Annotated in this window: 14 protein-coding genes and 1 pseudogene; 12 read left to right on the forward strand and 3 right to left on the reverse strand. The window is 73.3% G+C overall.

Going from position 1 to position 16720, the window contains the following annotated elements:
- Positions 1 to 279 precede the first annotated feature (279 nt).
- Together AB0H83_RS49855 and AB0H83_RS49860 are read left to right on the forward strand one after the other, a co-directional pair.
- The gene (locus AB0H83_RS49855) at positions 280 to 699 is read left to right on the forward strand and encodes a CBS domain-containing protein (RefSeq protein WP_360110392.1); all 420 of its coding nucleotides are present in this window, start codon (positions 280 to 282) and stop codon (positions 697 to 699) included.
- Between the two features lie 48 nt (positions 700 to 747).
- Positions 748 to 993 carry a hypothetical protein gene (locus tag AB0H83_RS49860; protein WP_360110395.1) on the forward strand — a complete coding sequence of 82 codons (246 nt, stop codon included), beginning with the start codon at positions 748 to 750 and terminating at the stop codon, positions 991 to 993.
- A 309-nt stretch (positions 994 to 1302) separates the two neighbouring features.
- Here the strand turns inward: AB0H83_RS49860 and AB0H83_RS49865 are convergent, their stop codons facing one another.
- The gene (locus AB0H83_RS49865) at positions 1303 to 1635 is read right to left on the reverse strand and encodes a hypothetical protein (RefSeq protein WP_360110398.1); all 333 of its coding nucleotides are present in this window, start codon (positions 1633 to 1635) and stop codon (positions 1303 to 1305) included.
- A 288-nt stretch (positions 1636 to 1923) separates the two neighbouring features.
- On the reverse strand, positions 1924 to 3075 hold the full coding sequence (locus tag AB0H83_RS49870; RefSeq protein ID WP_360110401.1) for a DNA polymerase III subunit beta: 1152 nt from the start codon (positions 3073 to 3075) through the stop codon (positions 1924 to 1926).
- Positions 3076 to 3163: 88 nt separating this feature from the next.
- Between AB0H83_RS49870 and AB0H83_RS49875 the strand changes: the two genes are divergently transcribed.
- From AB0H83_RS49875 to AB0H83_RS49910, 8 genes and pseudogenes are all read left to right on the forward strand, one after another.
- Complete coding sequence (locus AB0H83_RS49875) at positions 3164 to 3622, forward strand: chemotaxis protein CheW (RefSeq protein WP_360110404.1); 459 nt, start codon at positions 3164 to 3166, stop codon at positions 3620 to 3622.
- Positions 3612 to 4988: a protein-glutamate O-methyltransferase CheR gene (locus AB0H83_RS49880; protein WP_360110407.1), complete on the forward strand. Its 1377-nt coding sequence runs from the start codon at positions 3612 to 3614 to the stop codon at positions 4986 to 4988. Before AB0H83_RS49875 ends, AB0H83_RS49880 begins: the two co-directional genes overlap by 11 nt.
- 63 nt (positions 4989 to 5051) lie before the next feature.
- Positions 5052 to 5345 (forward strand): annotated as a pseudogene (locus tag AB0H83_RS49885) (hypothetical protein); the annotation flags it as partial.
- Positions 5273 to 5698 (forward strand): chemotaxis protein CheW, encoded by a 426-nt coding sequence (locus AB0H83_RS49890; RefSeq protein ID WP_360110435.1) that lies wholly within the window; start codon positions 5273 to 5275, stop codon positions 5696 to 5698. The pseudogene AB0H83_RS49885 and the gene AB0H83_RS49890, both read left to right, overlap by 73 nt.
- Positions 5695 to 7173, forward strand: coding sequence for a methyl-accepting chemotaxis protein (locus AB0H83_RS49895; RefSeq protein ID WP_360110414.1), 1479 nt, complete (start codon positions 5695 to 5697; stop codon positions 7171 to 7173). Before AB0H83_RS49890 ends, AB0H83_RS49895 begins: the two co-directional genes overlap by 4 nt.
- A 17-nt stretch (positions 7174 to 7190) precedes the next feature.
- Entirely contained in the window at positions 7191 to 9275 is a 2085-nt protein-coding gene (locus tag AB0H83_RS49900) for a response regulator (protein ID WP_360110417.1), read from the forward strand.
- Complete coding sequence (cheB, locus tag AB0H83_RS49905; RefSeq protein WP_360110420.1) at positions 9272 to 10318, forward strand: chemotaxis-specific protein-glutamate methyltransferase CheB; 1047 nt, start codon at positions 9272 to 9274, stop codon at positions 10316 to 10318. The genes AB0H83_RS49900 and cheB overlap by 4 nt, the downstream gene beginning before the upstream one ends.
- A complete protein-coding gene (locus tag AB0H83_RS49910) occupies positions 10300 to 12228 on the forward strand; it encodes a response regulator (protein ID WP_360110423.1) in 1929 nt (642 codons plus the stop codon). Before cheB ends, AB0H83_RS49910 begins: the two co-directional genes overlap by 19 nt.
- Before the next feature lie 9 nt (positions 12229 to 12237).
- Here the strand turns inward: AB0H83_RS49910 and AB0H83_RS49915 are convergent, their stop codons facing one another.
- Positions 12238 to 12747, reverse strand: a complete 510-nt coding sequence (locus tag AB0H83_RS49915; protein WP_360110426.1) for an FBP domain-containing protein — start codon at positions 12745 to 12747, stop codon at positions 12238 to 12240.
- A 55-nt stretch (positions 12748 to 12802) separates the two neighbouring features.
- Here AB0H83_RS49915 and AB0H83_RS49920 point away from each other — a divergent pair, with 55 nt between their 5' ends.
- Both AB0H83_RS49920 and AB0H83_RS49925 read left to right on the forward strand, forming a co-directional pair.
- Complete coding sequence (locus AB0H83_RS49920; RefSeq protein ID WP_360110429.1) at positions 12803 to 13417, forward strand: WHG domain-containing protein; 615 nt, start codon at positions 12803 to 12805, stop codon at positions 13415 to 13417.
- A gap of 153 nt (positions 13418 to 13570) precedes the next feature.
- Positions 13571 to 16444: a glycosyl hydrolase gene (locus tag AB0H83_RS49925; RefSeq protein WP_360110432.1), complete on the forward strand. Its 2874-nt coding sequence runs from the start codon at positions 13571 to 13573 to the stop codon at positions 16442 to 16444.
- Positions 16445 to 16720: the final 276 nt, after the last annotated feature.

Below are 16720 nucleotides of genomic sequence, written 5' to 3' on the forward strand. Positions count from 1 at the left end.
AAGCTGTTCACGCCCGGCGCGTATGCCAGCGACATCACCCTGGTCAACTGGCCGATGATCGACTCCTGGCCGTCCGGACGGCCAGGACGCGACTTCGATCAACCACGCAAGATCACAAGTGAACCTGTCCGCGCACCACGGCGCCAAGATCCGCGTCCAGATCCGCCAGTGGGCCGCCCGCAACCGGGTCGAGGTCTCCTTCACACGATGGGGTCCGCCCCCTCTCCGGCAGGCGGTCGGTGGTGATTGCCCCGCCCGCCGCTGGGTAGTCGTACCGGCATGAACGAGCAGGTGAAGGACATCATGACCAGCGGCCCGATCACGATCGACGTGGGTGAGTCCGTGACCGCCGCGGCCGAACGCATGCGCGAGGCCGACGTCGGCGCGCTCGTGGTCACCGACAGCAGCGGTGTCCGCGGCATCGTGACCGACCGCGACGTCACCATCCGCGTGGTCGCCGCCGGCTGCGACCCCGCCACCACCGCCGTCGGCGACGTCGTCGCCCCCGACCTCGTCGCGGTCTCCCCTCAGGACGACCTGGACACCGCGGTCGAGCTCATGCGCACCAACGCTCTGCGCCGCCTGCCCGTCCTCGACGGCGAACGCCTCGTCGGCATCGTCTCCCTGGGCGACCTCGCCATCGAACGCGACGCGACGTCCGCCCTCGCCGACATCAGCGCCCAGGCCCCCAATCACTGATCCCCCGGACTTTGTGCGAGGGCGCCGCCGGATGGGTACCGGTCCCTCATGAGCCAAGAAACCACCGACGAGAACGCCACCATGGGCACCACCGCCACCCCGGGCACCTCCGGCGCCGACGCCATCGACGACCCGGACCGCCCGAACGGCTCCGCCGCAGGCGCCGCGACGCCCCTCGGCCTGGGCGGCCAGGCAGACGCACCCGGCCTGCCGTTCGACCACAAACCCGACTCGAACGACCCCGTCCACGGCCCCCAGATCGCCACCGAACACGGCGAAGGCGGCGACACCTGACCCCACCGGCTCGCGCCACAACGACCAGCAGGCCGAGGAGCCGGGGCTGCAGTTGCGCCGCCGCCGATGCGCATGCACTCCGTCTGGACCGCGAGTACAACCCGGTGGATTCCTGGAACCCGGTGGATCCCTGTTCGCCGGCGCACAGCAATCCACCAGGTTGTGCCGCGCCGGCGGTGGCGCCCGAACTCGGTTCCGGCGCGAACTGTCTGATGGATCTTGACGGCCGTCGTCGGTGTCCGTTACGAGCGACGTTCCATGACGAGCTCGTCGCCGTCCTGGCCGACGCGGTGGAATCCGGCGGCGGCATCAGGCCCGTAGCCCCGTCCCCGCCAGCGCGGGTCGAGGATCAGGTCGATGCCGCCCTCGAACGTCGCCCGCCAGGATGATGAAGGACTCCGCGTCTGGTCGACGGCGCCCGACGTACTTCGCGGCCACCTCCTGGCGGGTAAGCAGTGTCTGCCCCCAGCGGTCGATGAAGCTCGGATCGCCGAACCAGCCGGCAAGGAGATCCAGGTCGCCCTCGTTTGCCGGGCGCAACCGGACGAGGCCGCGTCCAGGAACCTCGCGATCCCGACGTTGCTGGGCCACCTCGCGATTGCACCACATGGCGCACCGGGACAACGGTTCATCGTCCAGCACCCATCCCACAGCCCTCGGGCTGGACCGCGCGGGTCATGTGGCGGCGGTGCGATCAGGGTCGAAGTTGCCGCCGGCGGCGGCGCGGTCGGTGTGGACGCAGACGGTGGCTGGGTCCGGCGTGGTTGGACGGCTGTTGCCGGTGGCGCCGTTGAGGCCGGTGCGACGGTTGAAGCCTCACGCCACAATCACCGGAAGCCGCGGCAAACCCTGCGGCCTCGGTTGTTCAGGCCGTGGTGAGGCCCATGCACTGTCTGGGGCGGCGTGATCGGGTCAGGACCGCCGACGCGGTCAGGGGGTGGCCGGGGTGCGGAGCGGGACGACGAGGTAGTGCAGGTCTGGCGCTGATGGGGCGGTGGCGGTGAACGCCGTCGCCCGCATCGCCTCCTGGAACTGGAGCTGGACCGGGTGGTGGGGGAAGGCACGCAGGGCGTCGGTGAGCAGGCGGGCCTGGAAGGAGCGGGTGGTGGGGCTGCCGTCGACGGTGGCCTTGATGGTCTGCTCGGACTCGCCGGTGAGCGGGTCGTCGGCCCGGATGAGCAGGGCGCCTTCGATGGGCTGGAGGGTGACGCGGCCGTGGGGGCCGCCGTAGGCGGCGGCGCGGTCGACAGCCTGGGCGAGCGTGTCGGCGTCGACCTCGACGGTGCAGACGGCGGTGACGTCGAGCAGGCGGGACAGCTGGGCGTCGGGATAGCCGCCGCCGATGGTGGCGGTGGTGATGCTGCCGCCGTCCCAGGACAGGGCGAACAGGTCCTCGTCGGCGTGGACGTGGACCGTGGCGACGCGGCCGAGGTGCTGGGCGGCCCGGGTCAGGACGGCGGCGGGGACGAGCGCCTCGACCCTTGAACCGCCGTCCGTGGAAGGACCGCCGGCGGGCTGCCCGGCCGCGGCGGGCGCGGCCTGCCAGGGGATGGAGGCGGTGGCCAGCCGGAACCGGTCCGTGGCGAAGAACGTCAGGGCGGTGGCGTGGGCGCGCAGGCGGACGCCGGTGAACATCGGCAGGGCGTGCTCGCGGGAGGCGGCGCCCGCGACGGGGACGGCGGCGGCGCGCAGGGCGTCGCCGGTGACCGAGCCCAGGGCCGGCGGCAGCTCGGCCGCGGGTGGGGTGGCGTCGGGGAGGCTGGGCAGGGCGAACCGGGCGCCCGGCACGCGGATGGCGAGGCGGCCGCCCTGGACGGTGAGCCGGGCGTCGGCCGCGTCGAGGGCGGTCAGGGTGTCGGCGAACGCCCGGCGCGGCACGACCACCTCTCCGGGCGTGTGCACCGTGGCGGGGGCGTGCAGGTGGACGGTCACCTCGCCGTCGGCGGCGAGCAGGTGCAGGCCGGTGCCGTCGGCGCGCAGCAGGGCGCCGGCGTGGGCGGGCTGCAGGGTCCTGGCGGTCAGCAGCCGGCTCATCAGCGCGGCCGCCGCGGCGAGCCTAGCAACAGGTGCGGTGACGTCCATGCCGTGCAACCTACCGCCCGGGTACGACAAAAATCCGCCTCACCCGATAGCGGTAAAAAGCCGACGTTTGCCACATATCATGAAGCGCGTGACGAACACCGGTGTCACGGAGGCGCCGCCGGGGCTGTCGCTGGTCTTCGGCATCGGCGAGCTGTTGTGTGCCCTCGCGCTGCGCGACGTGGTGGAGACGATCCGGCCGCTGCCGGTGCAGCCGCTCGCCGGCACCGCCGACGTCCTGCTCGGCGTCAGCGTGATCCGCGGCCTCGCCGTCCCGGTCGTCGACACGGCCCGGCTGCTCGGGGCGGCGGCGGAGCGGCCGTGCAGGTTCGTCACGACCCGCACGGAGCAGGGGCCGCTCGCGTACGCCACCGGACCCGTCAGAGGCGTCCTGCCGGTGGAACCCGACCCCGGCCGCCCGCCGCCGATGCTCGCCGCCGCCGCGACGCAGCTCGTGGCGGCGGTCGGCGTGCTGGACTCCCAGCCGCTGCTCTTCCTGCGCGGCGCCGGGCTCGTCGCCGAGATCAGGGCGGCGCCCGATGCGGCGTGACGAGGACATCACGCGGCTGCGGGAGCTGCTGTCGGAGCGGCTCGGCATGTCGTTCGACGACAAGCGTGACCCGCAGCTCACCGAGATCCTGCGGGCCCGCGCCACCCAGCACGGCCTGTCCGGCCGCGGCTACCTCGACCGGCTCGGCACCGCCTGGCACAACGAGCTCGCCGCGCTCGCCGAGGCGGTCACCATCAACGAGACGTACTTCTTCCGCAACATCGAACAGTTCAACGTGCTCGCGGAGGTGGTCCTGCCGGAGCGGGTCCGTGCCCGGTCCGGCGAGCGGCGGCTGCGGCTGCTGTCGGTCGGCTGCTCCACCGGCGAGGAGGCGTACACCCTGGCCATGGTCACGGCCGAACGCGTCAACCCCCGGTGGGACGTGTCGATCGCCGGCCTCGACGTGAACCGGGCCGCACTGCGGGTCGCCGCCGCCGGCCGCTACTCGCGGTGGTCGCTGCGGGAGACCCCGGCCGCCGCGCAGCACCGCTGGTTCCGCTCCGTCGCCGAGGGCGTCGAGATCGACGAGCGGCTCCGTGGCCGGGTGCGGTTCCTGGAGTACAACGCCGCCGCCGCCGACGCGCTGCTGTTCGCCCCCGAAACGTACGACGTGGTGTTCTGCCGCAACCTGCTGATGTACCTGACCCCGGCCACGGCCGCCGCCACGGTCACCCGGATCACCCGCGCCCTGGCGCCGGGCGGCTACCTGTTCCTCGGCCACACCGACACGCTCGGCAGCCGCCCACCGGCCCTGACCGTCCAGCACAGCCACGGCACGTTCTACTACCAGAAGGGCGTGCAACAACAGCAGCCCCCGAAGACCCCGGAACGCCAACCCGCGAAACCGGTCCGCACGCGGATCCAGCAGAAGCCCCGCCAGCGCGACCACGTCCTGCGCCTGGTGCAGGAGGAGCGTTACGGCGACGCCCTGGAGGTTCTCGACAGCATCGGTACGGCCGAAGCCGACCGCCCCGACATCATGCTGGTACGCGGCGCGATCCTGGCCCACCTCGGCCACACCGGCCGGGCCGCCGCCGTGTGCCGCCGCCTGCTGGACCGCGACGCGCTCAACCCCGACGCGCACCACCTGCTCGCCGAGTGCCTGGAGGGCGACGGCAAGACCGCCGCGGCGCTGGAGCACCACCGGATGGCCGCGCACCTCGACGCCGGCTTCGCCATGCCCCGGCTACGGCTGGGGCTGATCGCCCGCCGCCGCGGCGACCGGGGCACCGCCGCGCACGAGCTGGACCGCGCCGTGATCCTGCTGCGGCACGAGAGCGACGAGCGCCTCCTGCTGTTCGGCGGCGGCTTCGGCCGGGGCGCCCTCATCGCGCTGTGCCACGCGGAACTGGCCGCGGCCCGATGAGCACCACCGAAGCCGCCATCCAGAAGGCCGACCGAGGCGCCAACGAGAGCGCCAACGAGAGCGCCGACGCAAGCGCCGACCCAAGCGCCAACGGGAGCGCCGACGCAAGCGCCGACCCAAGCGCCAGCGGGAGCGCCGACGCAAGCGCCGACCCAAGCGCCAACGGGAGCGCCGACCGGAAAGCCGATCTGCGGCAGCGCCTGGCGCAGCTGCGCGACTCCTTCGACCGCTCCTTCGCCGACCCGCACCGCGAGCAGGTCGCCGGCTTCGACGACCTGCTGGCGATCAGGGTCGGCGGCCACCGGTACGCGCTGCGCCTCACCCAGGCCGCCGGGCTGTTCCCGGACCGGCCGGTGACGCGGCTGCCCGGCCCGCTGCCGGCGCTGCGCGGCGTGGCGAGCTTCCGCGGCTCGATCGTGCCCGTGTACGACCTCGGCGCCGTCTTCGGCCACCCCCTCCCCGCCACCGCGCGCTGGCTGGTCCTGGCCGCCGGCGAACCGCCCGTCGCGCTCGCCTTCGAGGAGCTGGACGGGCATCTGCGCGTACCGCGGGAGGTCATCGTCGAGGAGTCGACCGGCCACGGCCCGCGGGGCTGCCTGCGCGGCATCGTCCCGCTGGACGGCGGCGCCCGGCCGATCATCGACGTCCCGGCCGTGCGGGCCGCGATCCAACGACTGACCGGAACCATCGCGGGAGACGGGGAACGATGAGGCGACAATGGACGTTCGGCCGCAGGCTCGCCGCCGGGTTCGCGGCGGTCGTGCTGCTGACCCTGCTCACCGGGGCCATGACGGTCGGCGCGCTGGAAACCGTGGTCTCCGGCAAGGACCACGTGATCGACATCGGTGTGCAGGGCCTGGTGGAGGCGCAGCAGCTGCGGGTCGCGGTGGAGCACAAGAGCAGCGCCTCCCGCGGGTACCTGCTGACCGGCGACGACCGGTTCCAGACCGAGATCGCCGCCACGCGGGCCGACTTCGACCGCGCGGTGCAGTCGCTGCGCGACGTCGCCGACACCCAGCGCGAGCTCGACCTGCTCACCCTCGCGGTGCAGGCGGAGCAGGGCCACGAGGCGGCGCTGCAGGAGGTCATGACGCTGCGCCGGGACCCGTCGGTGTCCGCGCAGCGCGTCTCCGAGGAGTTCGAGGCCACCGTGGTACCGCGGCGCGAGGCGCTCAACCAGCAGATCGACGCCCTGTCCGGGATGCTGCGCCAGGACCTGCTCCGGCAGCGGGACACCTCGTCCGACACGGCCCGCATGGCCAGCATCGCGGTGATCGTCATCGCGGTCCTCGCCGTCGCGGCCGGCGTCGTGATCGCGGTGCTGCTCATCCGTTCGCTCGGGCGGCAGGTCGCCGGCGCCGTCGGGCACATCCAGAGCTCCTCGGCGCAGCTGGAGGCCGCCGCCAGCCAGCAGGCGACGGGCGCCCGCGAGCAGGCCACGGCGATGAGCGAGATCACCACGACGATCGAGGAGCTGCTCATCACGTCGCGGCAGATCGCCGAGGGCGCCCAGCGGGTGGCGAAGATCGCCGAGGAGACCGCGGGGGCCGCGAACTCGGGCGACGCGACCATCGAGCAGGCCCGCGAGTCGATCACCGCGATCCGCCGGCAGGTCGACCTGATCGTGCAGCACATGCTGGAGCTCGGGCAGCGCTCGCAGCAGATCGGCGGCGTCGTCGACCTGGTGTCCGAGCTCGCCGAGCAGACCAACATCCTGGCCATCAACGCCACCATCGAGGCCTCCGGCGCCGGGGAGTGGGGCCGCCGCTTCGCCGTGGTCGCCGACGAGATCCGCAAGCTCGCCGACCGTACCGCGGGATCCGCCAAGGAGATCAGGGCCCTCATCGACGACGTGCGCGGCGCGGTGAACACCACGGTGATGGCGACCGAGACCGGCGCGAAGGCGGTCGACGCCGGCACCCGGCAGTTCAGCGCGGTCACCGCGTCGTTCCAGCAGATCGCCGACCTGGTCGCCACGACGACCGAGTCGGCGCGGGAGATCGAGCTGTCGACCAAGCAGCAGACGACCGCGGTCGAGCAGGTCAACGTCGCGGTGACCGACACCGCCCGGGTCACGCAGGAGAGCGAGTCCAGCGCCGTGCAGACCCGCCAGACCGCGACCCACCTCGCCGGGCTGTCCAGCGAGCTGCTCAAGCTGGTCGCCGCGGGCGCCGAACGCCATTGAACGCCCCGACGCCCGCGGTGGCCAAGGATCCGCTGCGGTACTTCCGGATCGAGGCCCGCGAGCTGGTCGACCAGCTCAGCCAGGGCGTACTCGACCTGACCGGCGACGGCGGCGACGGCAGGGACGGCGCGGACCGCGAGCCGGTCGCCCGGCTGCTGCGGCACGCGCACACGCTCAAGGGCGCGGCCCGGGTGGTGCGGCAGCCCGACATCGCCGACGCCGCGCACGAGCTGGAGGACCTGCTCGTCCCGCACCGCGGCGGCGAGCCGGTCCCGCCGGAGACGGTCGGCGCCCTGCTCACCCTGACCGACCGGCTGACGATCCTGGTGGGCGCCCTGCGCACCCCGGAGGAAGCCCCGGATGCGCCCACCCCCGAGCCGGCGGAGGTGACGGCGGATCCGCCCGCCGCGGCGCCGGTACGCAGCGACAGCGCCGACATCGACGAGCTGCTCGACGCGGTCGGTGAGGCGCACGCCAGGTTCGCGCCGCTGCGCCGGCAGGTGGCGACCGTCGAGCGGGCCCGCCGGGCCGCCGACGCGATCACCGAGCAGCTGCGGATCCGCGGCGGTCCGCATGACGGCGCCGACGGGCGGACCGCCGGCATGGCGACCCGGCTCGCCGCGGACCTCACCGCCCTGGGCCGGCAGCTGACCGAGACCCTCGAGCAGGTCGAGCGGGAGCTCGACGACATCCGGGGCCGCGCCGAACGGCTCCGGCTGGTGCCGGTCGCGACGGCGCTGACCACGCTGCACCGCGCCGCGTACGACGCCGCGGCCGCCGAGGGCAAGAAGGTCGTCTTCGACAGCCGCGGCGGCGAGCTGCGGTTGGACCCGCACGTGCTGAGCCTCGCCGCCGGCGCGCTGCTGCACGTGGTCCGCAACGCGGTCTCGCACGGGGTGGAGATCGAGGCGGACCGGCTCGCCGCCGGCAAACCGGGTGCCGGGCGCGTCACCGTCGAGGTCCACCGCCGCGGCACGAACGCCGCGTTCCGGTGCCGCGACGACGGCCGGGGCTTCGACCTGGGCGCCGTGCGCGCGCAGGCGGAGGCCCGGGGGCTGGTCATGTCCGGCGCCGAGGCCGACGTGCGGGAGCTGATGCGGCTGCTCATGCACGGCGGGATCAGCACCGCCGGCGAGGTCACCGGCATCTCCGGGCGCGGCATCGGCCTCGACGCGGTCCGCGACGTCGCCGAGCAGCTCGGCGGCGAGGTCGACGTGAGCACCGACCCGGGCCGCGGCACCACCGTCGAACTGGTCGTGCCGCTGTCGCTGGTGTCGCTGTCGGGGCTCGTCGTGGAGGCCGCCGGCACCCTCGCGTCGTTGCCGTTGGATGCGGTGCGCACGTGCGTGCTGCTCGGCGCGGTGGAGGTCACGGCGGCCGCTGCCGCGGGTGCGCTGGCCCACGACGGGCACGTCATCGACTACCTGCCGCTGGCCAGGGTGCTCGCCCCGGCGGAGCGGCAGGCCGCGGCCGGCGGCGCGGTCGCCGTCATCCTCGCCGCCGGCGCGCGCACCGTCGCCGTCGGCGTCGACCGGCTGCTGGGCACGTCGGCGCTGGTCGTGCGGCCGCTGCCGGAGCTCGCCCCGGCCGGCGCGGTCGTCAGCGGGCTGTCCATCGACGCGGAGGGCAACCCGCGTATCGTGCTCGACCCGCACGGGCTGGCCGCCGAGGCCGGCCGGGTCGCCACCGGCGCCGGCGGCGGCAACGGCACCGAGGAGTCCGGCCCGGCCCGGGATCCGATCCTCGTCGTCGACGACTCGCTCACCACCCGGATGCTGGAGCGCAGCATCCTGGAGTCGGCGGGCCACGAGGTCGAGCTGGCCGCCTCCGCCGAGGAGGCCCTGGAGCGGGTCAAGCTGCGCCGGTACGCGCTGTTCCTCGTCGACATCGACATGCCCGGCATGGACGGGTTCACGTTCGTCGCCACCACCCGCGAGGACCCGGTGCTGCGCGAGACCCCGGCGATCCTGGTCAGCTCCCGCGCGTCGGCCGAGGACCGGCGGCGCGGCGCGGCGGCCGGGGCCAGCGCGTACATGGTGAAGTCCGAGTTCGACCAGGAGGAGCTGCTCGGTCACATCCGCGGGCTCGTGGGGGAGCCATGATCAAGGTCCTGGTGGTCGAGGACTCCGCGACGGTGCGGCAGTGCCTGCGCGAGGCGCTCACCGAGCGGCACGGCTTCGAGATCGTCGGCGAGGCCGTCGACGGGGCGCAGGCGGTCGAGCTGTGCCGGCGGCTGCGGCCCGACGTCATCACCATGGACGTGGTCCTGCCGGTGATGAGCGGCCTCGCCGCCACCGAGCGGATCATGGCGGCGCAGCCGACGCCGATCCTCGTGGTGTGCTCCGCGTCCCGGCAGGAGCTGTTCACCACGTACGACGCGCTCGCCGCCGGCGCCGTCGACGTGCTGGAGAAGCCGCGCGGCGACGCCTCCGACGACACGTGGGGCGCGCGGCTGCGCACCGCGGTCAAGGTCGTGTCCCGGATCAGGGTGGTGACCCGGCACCGCCCGGCCGCCGCCGGTGCCGCGCCGGTCGCGCCGGCCGCCCGTACCCCGCAGACGCTGCGCCGCCTCGTCGCGGTCGGCGCCTCGACGGGCGGCCCCGGCGCCATCGTCACGCTGCTGCGGGGCGTGCCCCTCGGCTTCCCCGTGCCGCTGCTGTACGTGCAGCACCTGGCGGCGAACGAGTCCTTCGCGCAGGCGTTCACCGGCTGGCTCGCCGAGCAGACCGGGCACGACGTGCGCTACGCCCGCGGCGGGGAGAGCCTGCAGTCCGTCGCCGGGAAGGTCGTGATGGCGCCGCCGGACCGGCACCTGACGGTCCGCGGCGGGCACCTGCACCTGAGCTCCGGCCCGCCGCGGCACTCGTGCCGGCCGTCGGTGGACGTGCTGTTCGAGTCGGTCGCCGCGGAGGTCGGCGCCGGTGCCACCGGCGTCCTGCTGACCGGCATGGGCCGCGACGGGGCCTCGGGGCTGCTGGCGATGCGCCGCGCCGGCGCCCACACGTACGCGCAGGACCAGGGCAGCTGTGTCGTGTACGGCATGCCGAAGGAGGCGGTGACGCTGCACGCGGCCGTGGAGGTGCTGCCACCGGACCAGATCGCGGCGAGCTTGACGGGGAAGGTCGGATGGCGAGCACTGTCCTGATCGTCGACGACAGCCTGACCGTGCGGATCGACCTCCACGAGGCGTTCGAGGAGGGCGGTTTCCGCACGGTGCTGTGCGCCAGCGGCGCCGACGCGCGTGCCGCGTTCGACGCCGAACAGTTCGACGTCGCGCTCTTCGACGTGCTGCTGCCCGACGCCGACGGGGTCGAGCTGCTGCGCGAGCTGCGCACCCACTCGCGGCACGCCGGGGTGGTGGTGCTGCTGCTGTCCAGCGAGGCCGAGGTCAGCGACCGGCTGCGGGGGCTGCGGCACGGCGCCGACGACTACGTCGGCAAGCCGTACGACGCGCACGCGGTCGTGGCCCGCAGCCGGGAGCTGCTGCAGCAGCAGGGCACGGAGGCACCCGCCGAACGCTCGGTGCTGGTCATCGACGACAGTCTCACGTTCCGCGAGGAGCTGCGTGGCATGCTCAACGCCGCCGGCTACGAGGTGCACACCGCGGCCAGCGGCGAGGAGGGGCTGCGCTCCGCCGCCGCCCGCCCGCCCAGCGCCATCATCGTCGACGGAGTGCTGCCCGGCATCGACGGCGCGACCGTGATCCGCCGGGTCCGGCTCGACGCGACGCTGCGCAACGTGCCGTGCCTGCTGCTGACCGCCGCCGACGACTACGCCACCGAGCTGCAGATCCTCGACGCCGGCGCGGACGCCTTCGTGCGCAAGCAGGAGAGTCTCGCCGTGGTGCTGGCGAAGCTCGCCGCGGTGCTGCGCAAGAGCACCGGCGTCCCGCTGCCGGCCCCCGGCCCGTTCCACGGCCAGGTCAAGGTGCTGCTCGTCGACCCGGACCGGGCGTACCTGCACAGGGCGGCGGAGCAGCTGCGGGAGGAGGGGTACGAGCCGGTCGCCGCCCCGGACGCCGACGACGCCCTCGCCATGCTCGCCGTGCAGCCCGCCGGCTGCGTCGTGCTCGCCGTGGATGTCCCCGGCGTGGACGGCTTCGCGCTGTGCTCACGGATCCGGTCGGTGCCCGGCCTGCGGGACATGCCGGTCATCGGCCTCGGCGCCGGCGACGCCCTGCTGGACTGTCTGGCCGCCGGCGCCGACGACTACGTGCGCCGCGACGACAGTGCGAGCACCCTGCGCGCCCACATCCGCGCCCACATCCGCCGCCAGCAGCTGCACGAGCAGGACCGGCGTATCCGCGACGAGCTGATGCGCCGGGAGCTGGAGGCGGCGCAGGAGCGGGCCGCCCGGCAGATCGCCGAGGCCCGCGCCGAACTGGTTGAGGAGCTGGAATGGCGCAACCGGGAGCTGGAGGCGTTCAGCGGCTCGGTCTCCCACGACCTGCGCTCGCCGCTGCAGACCATCCTCAGCTTCAGCGAGCTGCTGCTGGAGGAGCAGTCCGGCAAGGAGCCCGCGGAGCTGGTCCTGCGCATCAACAAGGCGGCACAGCGGATGAACGCGCTCATCGACGCGCTGCTGCAGCTGGCCGGCGCCAACCGCGGCCAGATCCAGCGCACCGAGGTGGACCTCTCGGCGCTCGCCGCCGACGTCGTCGACGAGCTGCGCCAGCGCGACCCGGGCCGCGCCGTGGAGGTCACCGTCGAGCCCGGGATGCGCGCGTCGTGCGACGGTGAGCTGATCCGCGCGGTGCTGATCAACCTGGTCGGCAACGCCTGGAAGTTCACCGGCCGCACCCCGTCGCCGTGCGTCGAGATCGGCCGGTCCGGGGCGGCGTTCTGCGTCCGCGACAACGGCGCAGGCTTCCCCGCCGACCGTGCCGACCAGCTGTTCCGCCCGTTCGGCCGGCTGCACGACAGCAGCGACTTTCCCGGCACCGGCATCGGCCTGACCACCGTGCAGCGCATCGTGGACCGCCACGGCGGCCGGGTCTGGGCGCAGAGCGAGCCGGGGTGCGGCGCCACGTTCTCCTTCACCCTGCCGGACTCCTGAACGCGGCGGCTACAGCAGGCGGGTGAGGAACCCGGCGAGCTTGTCCCGGGTCCGCTCCACCTGCTCCTCGACCGTCAGGGTCTCCTTGAGGCGGGTGCCGGTGTCCGGGGTCTTGCGGCCGCGGACGTAGAGCGAGCAGGCGAGGTCGGTGCAGATGTACGCGCCGACCGAGTCGCCCCGGCGCCCGGCCTCGCCCGCGCGCCGGCCGGTCATCAGCGACACGCCGTTGCCGCCGTGCGTGGTCAGGCACAGCGAGCACATGTTGCGGTGCAGGAAGCCGCGTTGCTGGGCGGCCAGCCGCAGCGTCACCCCGACGACGCCGTCCTCGCCGCCGCCGGTGGCGGGCCACGGGGCGACCAGATACGCCCGGTCGAGGGCGCCCGGGTCGCGCCAGCCGAGGAAGTCCAGGTCGGGCCACGGCCGCTCGGCCAGGTCACGGGGCACGGCCAGGCGCTTGGCCTCGCCCTTGGAACAGTTGACGAAGGACGCGCGGATGTCGGTCTCGTTCAGAGGTCTCACAGCACCGACCGTACCGATGCCTAATCGCCCTAGGCAACTGACTATTGTTCCTAGGATGAGACGTGCGGGACTGACGGCCGACCTCGTGACCCGGGCCGCGGCGGACCTCGCCGACGAGGTGGGGCTCGACGCGGTGACGGTGTCGGCGGTCGCCCGGCACTTCGGGGTCAAGGACGCCAGCCTCTACTCGCACGTGCGCGGCCTGGCCGACCTGCGCGCGCGGGTGGCGCTGCTGGCCGCCGGGGAGTTCGCCGACCTGCTCGGCCCGGCGGTCGCGGGCCGGTCGGGTCGGGACGCCCTCGTCGCGTTCGCCGACGCGTACCGGGACTACGCCCGCGCCCACCCCGGCCGGTATGCGGCGATGCAGCGGCCGGTCGACTTGCCGGTCGGTCCGGCCGCGGTGACCGGCGCCGGCGGCGCGCGGCGGGGGATCGAGCTCATCTACGGGATGCTGCGCGGTTACGGCCTCGGCGAGCCCGACGCCACCGACGCGGTGCGGCTGCTGCGCAGCACCCTGCACGGCTTCGTCGACCTGGAGCGGCGCGGCGGCTTCAACGACCCGCGCGACGTCGAGTCCTCGTGGCGCCGTGCGGTGGCCGCGATGCACCTGCTGCTGTCCTGCTGGCGGGAAGCGCTCTCAGAAGAAAACAGCAGCTCAGAGACATGTTAGAGAGCGCTCTCAGAAGTTGACCATTGACAACGGTCAGAGCGGTTCCCCAAAATCACCAGGGACCCCCGGAAGCCGCCACTTCGATCGGAGTCCTACCCGATGCGCCTTACCCGAGGCCGACCCTGGTTCGCCGGCGCCGCAGCGCTCGCGCTCGTGAGCACCGCCGTCACCTTCCTCGCCCTGCGCAGCGCCGACGCCGCCACCCTCGGCTCCGGCAGCTACGCGACCACCCGCCCCGCCGGGCAGGCCCCGCCGGCCGGCTGTGGATCGATCGGCACGAATCCCCGTCAGTGGGTCACCGCCAACGCCCCGGCCGGCGCGGTGCCCACCAACGACTGGTGGTCCTCGCTGCTGTTCAAGAAGTTCAACTGCTCCTACTCCGAGCCGCTGGTGGCGCACCCGATGGCGTTCAAGCCGGCGAACAACGGCCTCGGCGTCAGCTACACCACCGAGGCCGCGATCTCCGGCACCGCCACCGGCGTGGGGGAGTACCACTTCCCGTACACCACGGAATTCACCCTCGGCGTGACCGGCCTCAACTCGCCCGACACCAAGGTCGACGGCTGGACCGACTGGACCGTCACGCCGTACTGGTCCGACGGCGCCCGCACGCTGCGCGCCACGATCGGGCACGGCCTGCCGTTCGTCTACGCCCGCACCAGCGGCGGCAGCGCGCAGCTGACCTTCGGCGGCCCGCCGACCGTGTGGAGCAACAGCGGCGCCCGCATCGGCTTCACCGTCCGCGGCCACGACTACGTCGCCTACGCGCCGACCGGCGCCACCTGGACGGTCAGCGGCAGCACCATCACCTCGACCCTGGCGGGCAAGGACTACTACTCGGTGGCGCTGCTGCCGACGACCCCGTCCACGCCGGCCGCCGACCGCACCGCCCTAGCCAACACGTACGGCACCTACGCGCACAACCACGTGACCAACACCAGGGTCAGCTGGGCGTACAACGCCGCGACGAGCACCGTGAACGCGACCTACGCGTTCACCACCACCGCCCGCGAGGGCAGCGGCACCGGCACCGTCGTGTCGCTCTACCCGCACCAGTGGAAGAGCCTGACCGGCGCCACCCCGATCGCGCAGACCTACGTCTCGGCCCGCGGCGCGATGAAGAACCTGACCGGCGTGTCGTCGTTCACGACCGGCACGAAGTACCAGGGTGTCCTGCCGGAGATCCCCGCCGTCGCCGACAGCAGCGGCGCCGACCTCACCACCCTCGGCGGCTACCTCGACCAGGCCGCGTCCGGTGACCCGCTCGCCGGTTTCGGCGACGACACGTACTGGACCGGCAAGGGCCTCGGCCGTGCCGCCCGCCTCGCCGAGATCGCCGACCAGCTCGGCCGCACCAGCCAGCGCGACGCGCTGCTCAACGCGATCCGGACCAGGCTCACCAACTGGTTCACCGCCAGCCCCGGCGAGGCGACCCGGCTGTTCGTGTACGACGCCAACTGGGGCACCCTGATCGGCTACCCGGCCTCGTACGGTTCTGACAGCGAGCTCAACGACCACCACTTCCACTACGGCTACTACATCGCCGCCGCCGCGACCCTGGCCAAGTTCGACCCGGCGTGGGCCGCCAGCAACGCTTACGGCAGCATGGTGAACCTGCTCATCCGCGACGCCAACAACCCCGACCGCAACGACACGATGTTCCCGTTCCTGCGGGACTTCGACATCTACGCGGGCCACGACTGGGCCTCCGGGCACGGGGCGTTCGGCGCCGGCAACAACCAGGAGTCCTCCTCGGAGGGCATGAACTTCGCCAACGCCCTGATCCAGTGGGGCCAGGCGACCGGCAACACCGCCATCCGCGACGCCGGCCTGTTCATCTACACCACCCAGGCGCAGGCGATCCAGGAGTACTGGTTCGACTCGTCCAACCAGAACTTCCCCAGCACGTTCGCGCACAACACCGTCGGCATGGTCTGGGGCGACGGCGGCGCGTACGCCACCTGGTTCTCCGCCGAGCCGGAGATGATCCAGGGCATCAACATGCTGCCGATCACCGGCGGCTCGCTGTACATGGGCTACAAGCCGGCCTACAACACCACCAACTGGAACGAGCTGGTCACCAACAACGGCGGCCCGCCGACCGTCTGGCAGGACGTGCTGTGGTCCTTCCAGGCCCTCGGCAACGGCGACGCCGCCCTGGCGAACTTCCGGGCCAACTCCGGCTACACCCCGGAAGAGGGTGAGAGCAAGGCCCACACGTTCCACTGGCTGCGCAACCTCGCCGCGCTCGGCCAGGTCGACACGACGGTCACCGCGAACACGCCGCTGTACGCGGTGTTCAGCAAGAACGGCGCGAAGACGTACGTGGCGTCGAACGTGACCGGCTCGCCGCTGACCGTCACGTTCTCCGACGGCCGGACGCTGACCGTGCCCGCCGGCAAGACCGCGACGACCGGCGCCTACACCTGGGTCGGTGGGGGCGGCATCAGCAACCCGCCGACGTCGCAGCCGCCGACGTCCAACCCGCCGTCCTCGCAGCCGCCGTCGTCGCCTCCGCCGTCCAACCCGCCGGTCGGGTCGAACCTGTTCTACCTGCGCAGCGGGCCGGCGCTGAACACGACCGCCGGCACCTCGGCGGGCACCCAGACGGTCAGCGCCGCCAACGGCAACTACGACGGCACGCCGCACAACCCGGTCACCTACCGCACCTGCGGCATCACCGGCTCGCCGAACGGCGCCGCCACGGCCTTCTCGCTGCACGTCGACGCCGCGACCACGGTCGGGCAGGGCATCCAGGCCCGGGTGTCCTACGACTTCACCGGCGGCGGCACCTACGGGCGGGTCGAGACCTACCGGTACTTCGCCACCGACCCGATCGTGGGCACGGAGCTGTACACCCAGGCGGTCGGCCTCGCCTCCTCCAGCGGCAGCCTCGCCGCGATGAGCAACGGCTGCGTGCGCCTGGAGGTCTGGAACGCCATCGGCAACGCCTCCACCACGGTCCGCATCGACGCCTCCGCCGCCAACGGCCGGCAGTCGACGCTGACCATCCCGTACACCGTCTGACCGTCCGACACGCGACGGGCGGGCCTCCTGCACGGAGGCCCGCCCGTTCGTTTCCGCACGAGTCAGTGCCGGCCTGCCATCTTTCAGGCCGACCGGCACCGCTTCTGGGGTGGAGCTGTCCAGGTGTCAGGAGGCGGCGAGCTCCGCCGGGCCGCCCTGGACCACGGTCGCCTGGGCGAACGCGGTGTCGATCTGGGCGCGCAGGGCGTCGATCTGGCTGAACTCGCTGGCGGTGTAGGACTCGGAGCCCTCGGCGGCGAACACGCTGTCGGTCTC

This window comes from Dactylosporangium sp. NPDC050688, from assembly GCF_040654515.1.
GTDB lineage: Bacteria > Actinomycetota > Actinomycetes > Mycobacteriales > Micromonosporaceae > Dactylosporangium.

Excerpts from the sequence above, each read along its gene's own strand:
- cheB (WP_360110420.1), top strand. The coding sequence starts at position 9,272 with ATGATCAAGGTCCTGGTGGTCGAGGACTCCGCGACGGTGCGGCAGTGC.
- AB0H83_RS49895 (WP_360110414.1), top strand. The coding sequence starts at position 5,695 with ATGAGGCGACAATGGACGTTCGGCCGCAGGCTCGCCGCCGGGTTCGCG.
- AB0H83_RS49910 (WP_360110423.1), top strand. The coding sequence starts at position 10,300 with ATGGCGAGCACTGTCCTGATCGTCGACGACAGCCTGACCGTGCGGATC.
- AB0H83_RS49880 (WP_360110407.1), top strand. The coding sequence starts at position 3,612 with ATGCGGCGTGACGAGGACATCACGCGGCTGCGGGAGCTGCTGTCGGAG.
- AB0H83_RS49870 (WP_360110401.1), bottom strand. The coding sequence starts at position 3,075 with ATGGACGTCACCGCACCTGTTGCTAGGCTCGCCGCGGCGGCCGCGCTG.
- AB0H83_RS49855 (WP_360110392.1), top strand. The coding sequence starts at position 280 with ATGAACGAGCAGGTGAAGGACATCATGACCAGCGGCCCGATCACGATC.
- AB0H83_RS49860 (WP_360110395.1), top strand. The coding sequence starts at position 748 with ATGAGCCAAGAAACCACCGACGAGAACGCCACCATGGGCACCACCGCC.
- AB0H83_RS49920 (WP_360110429.1), top strand. The coding sequence starts at position 12,803 with ATGAGACGTGCGGGACTGACGGCCGACCTCGTGACCCGGGCCGCGGCG.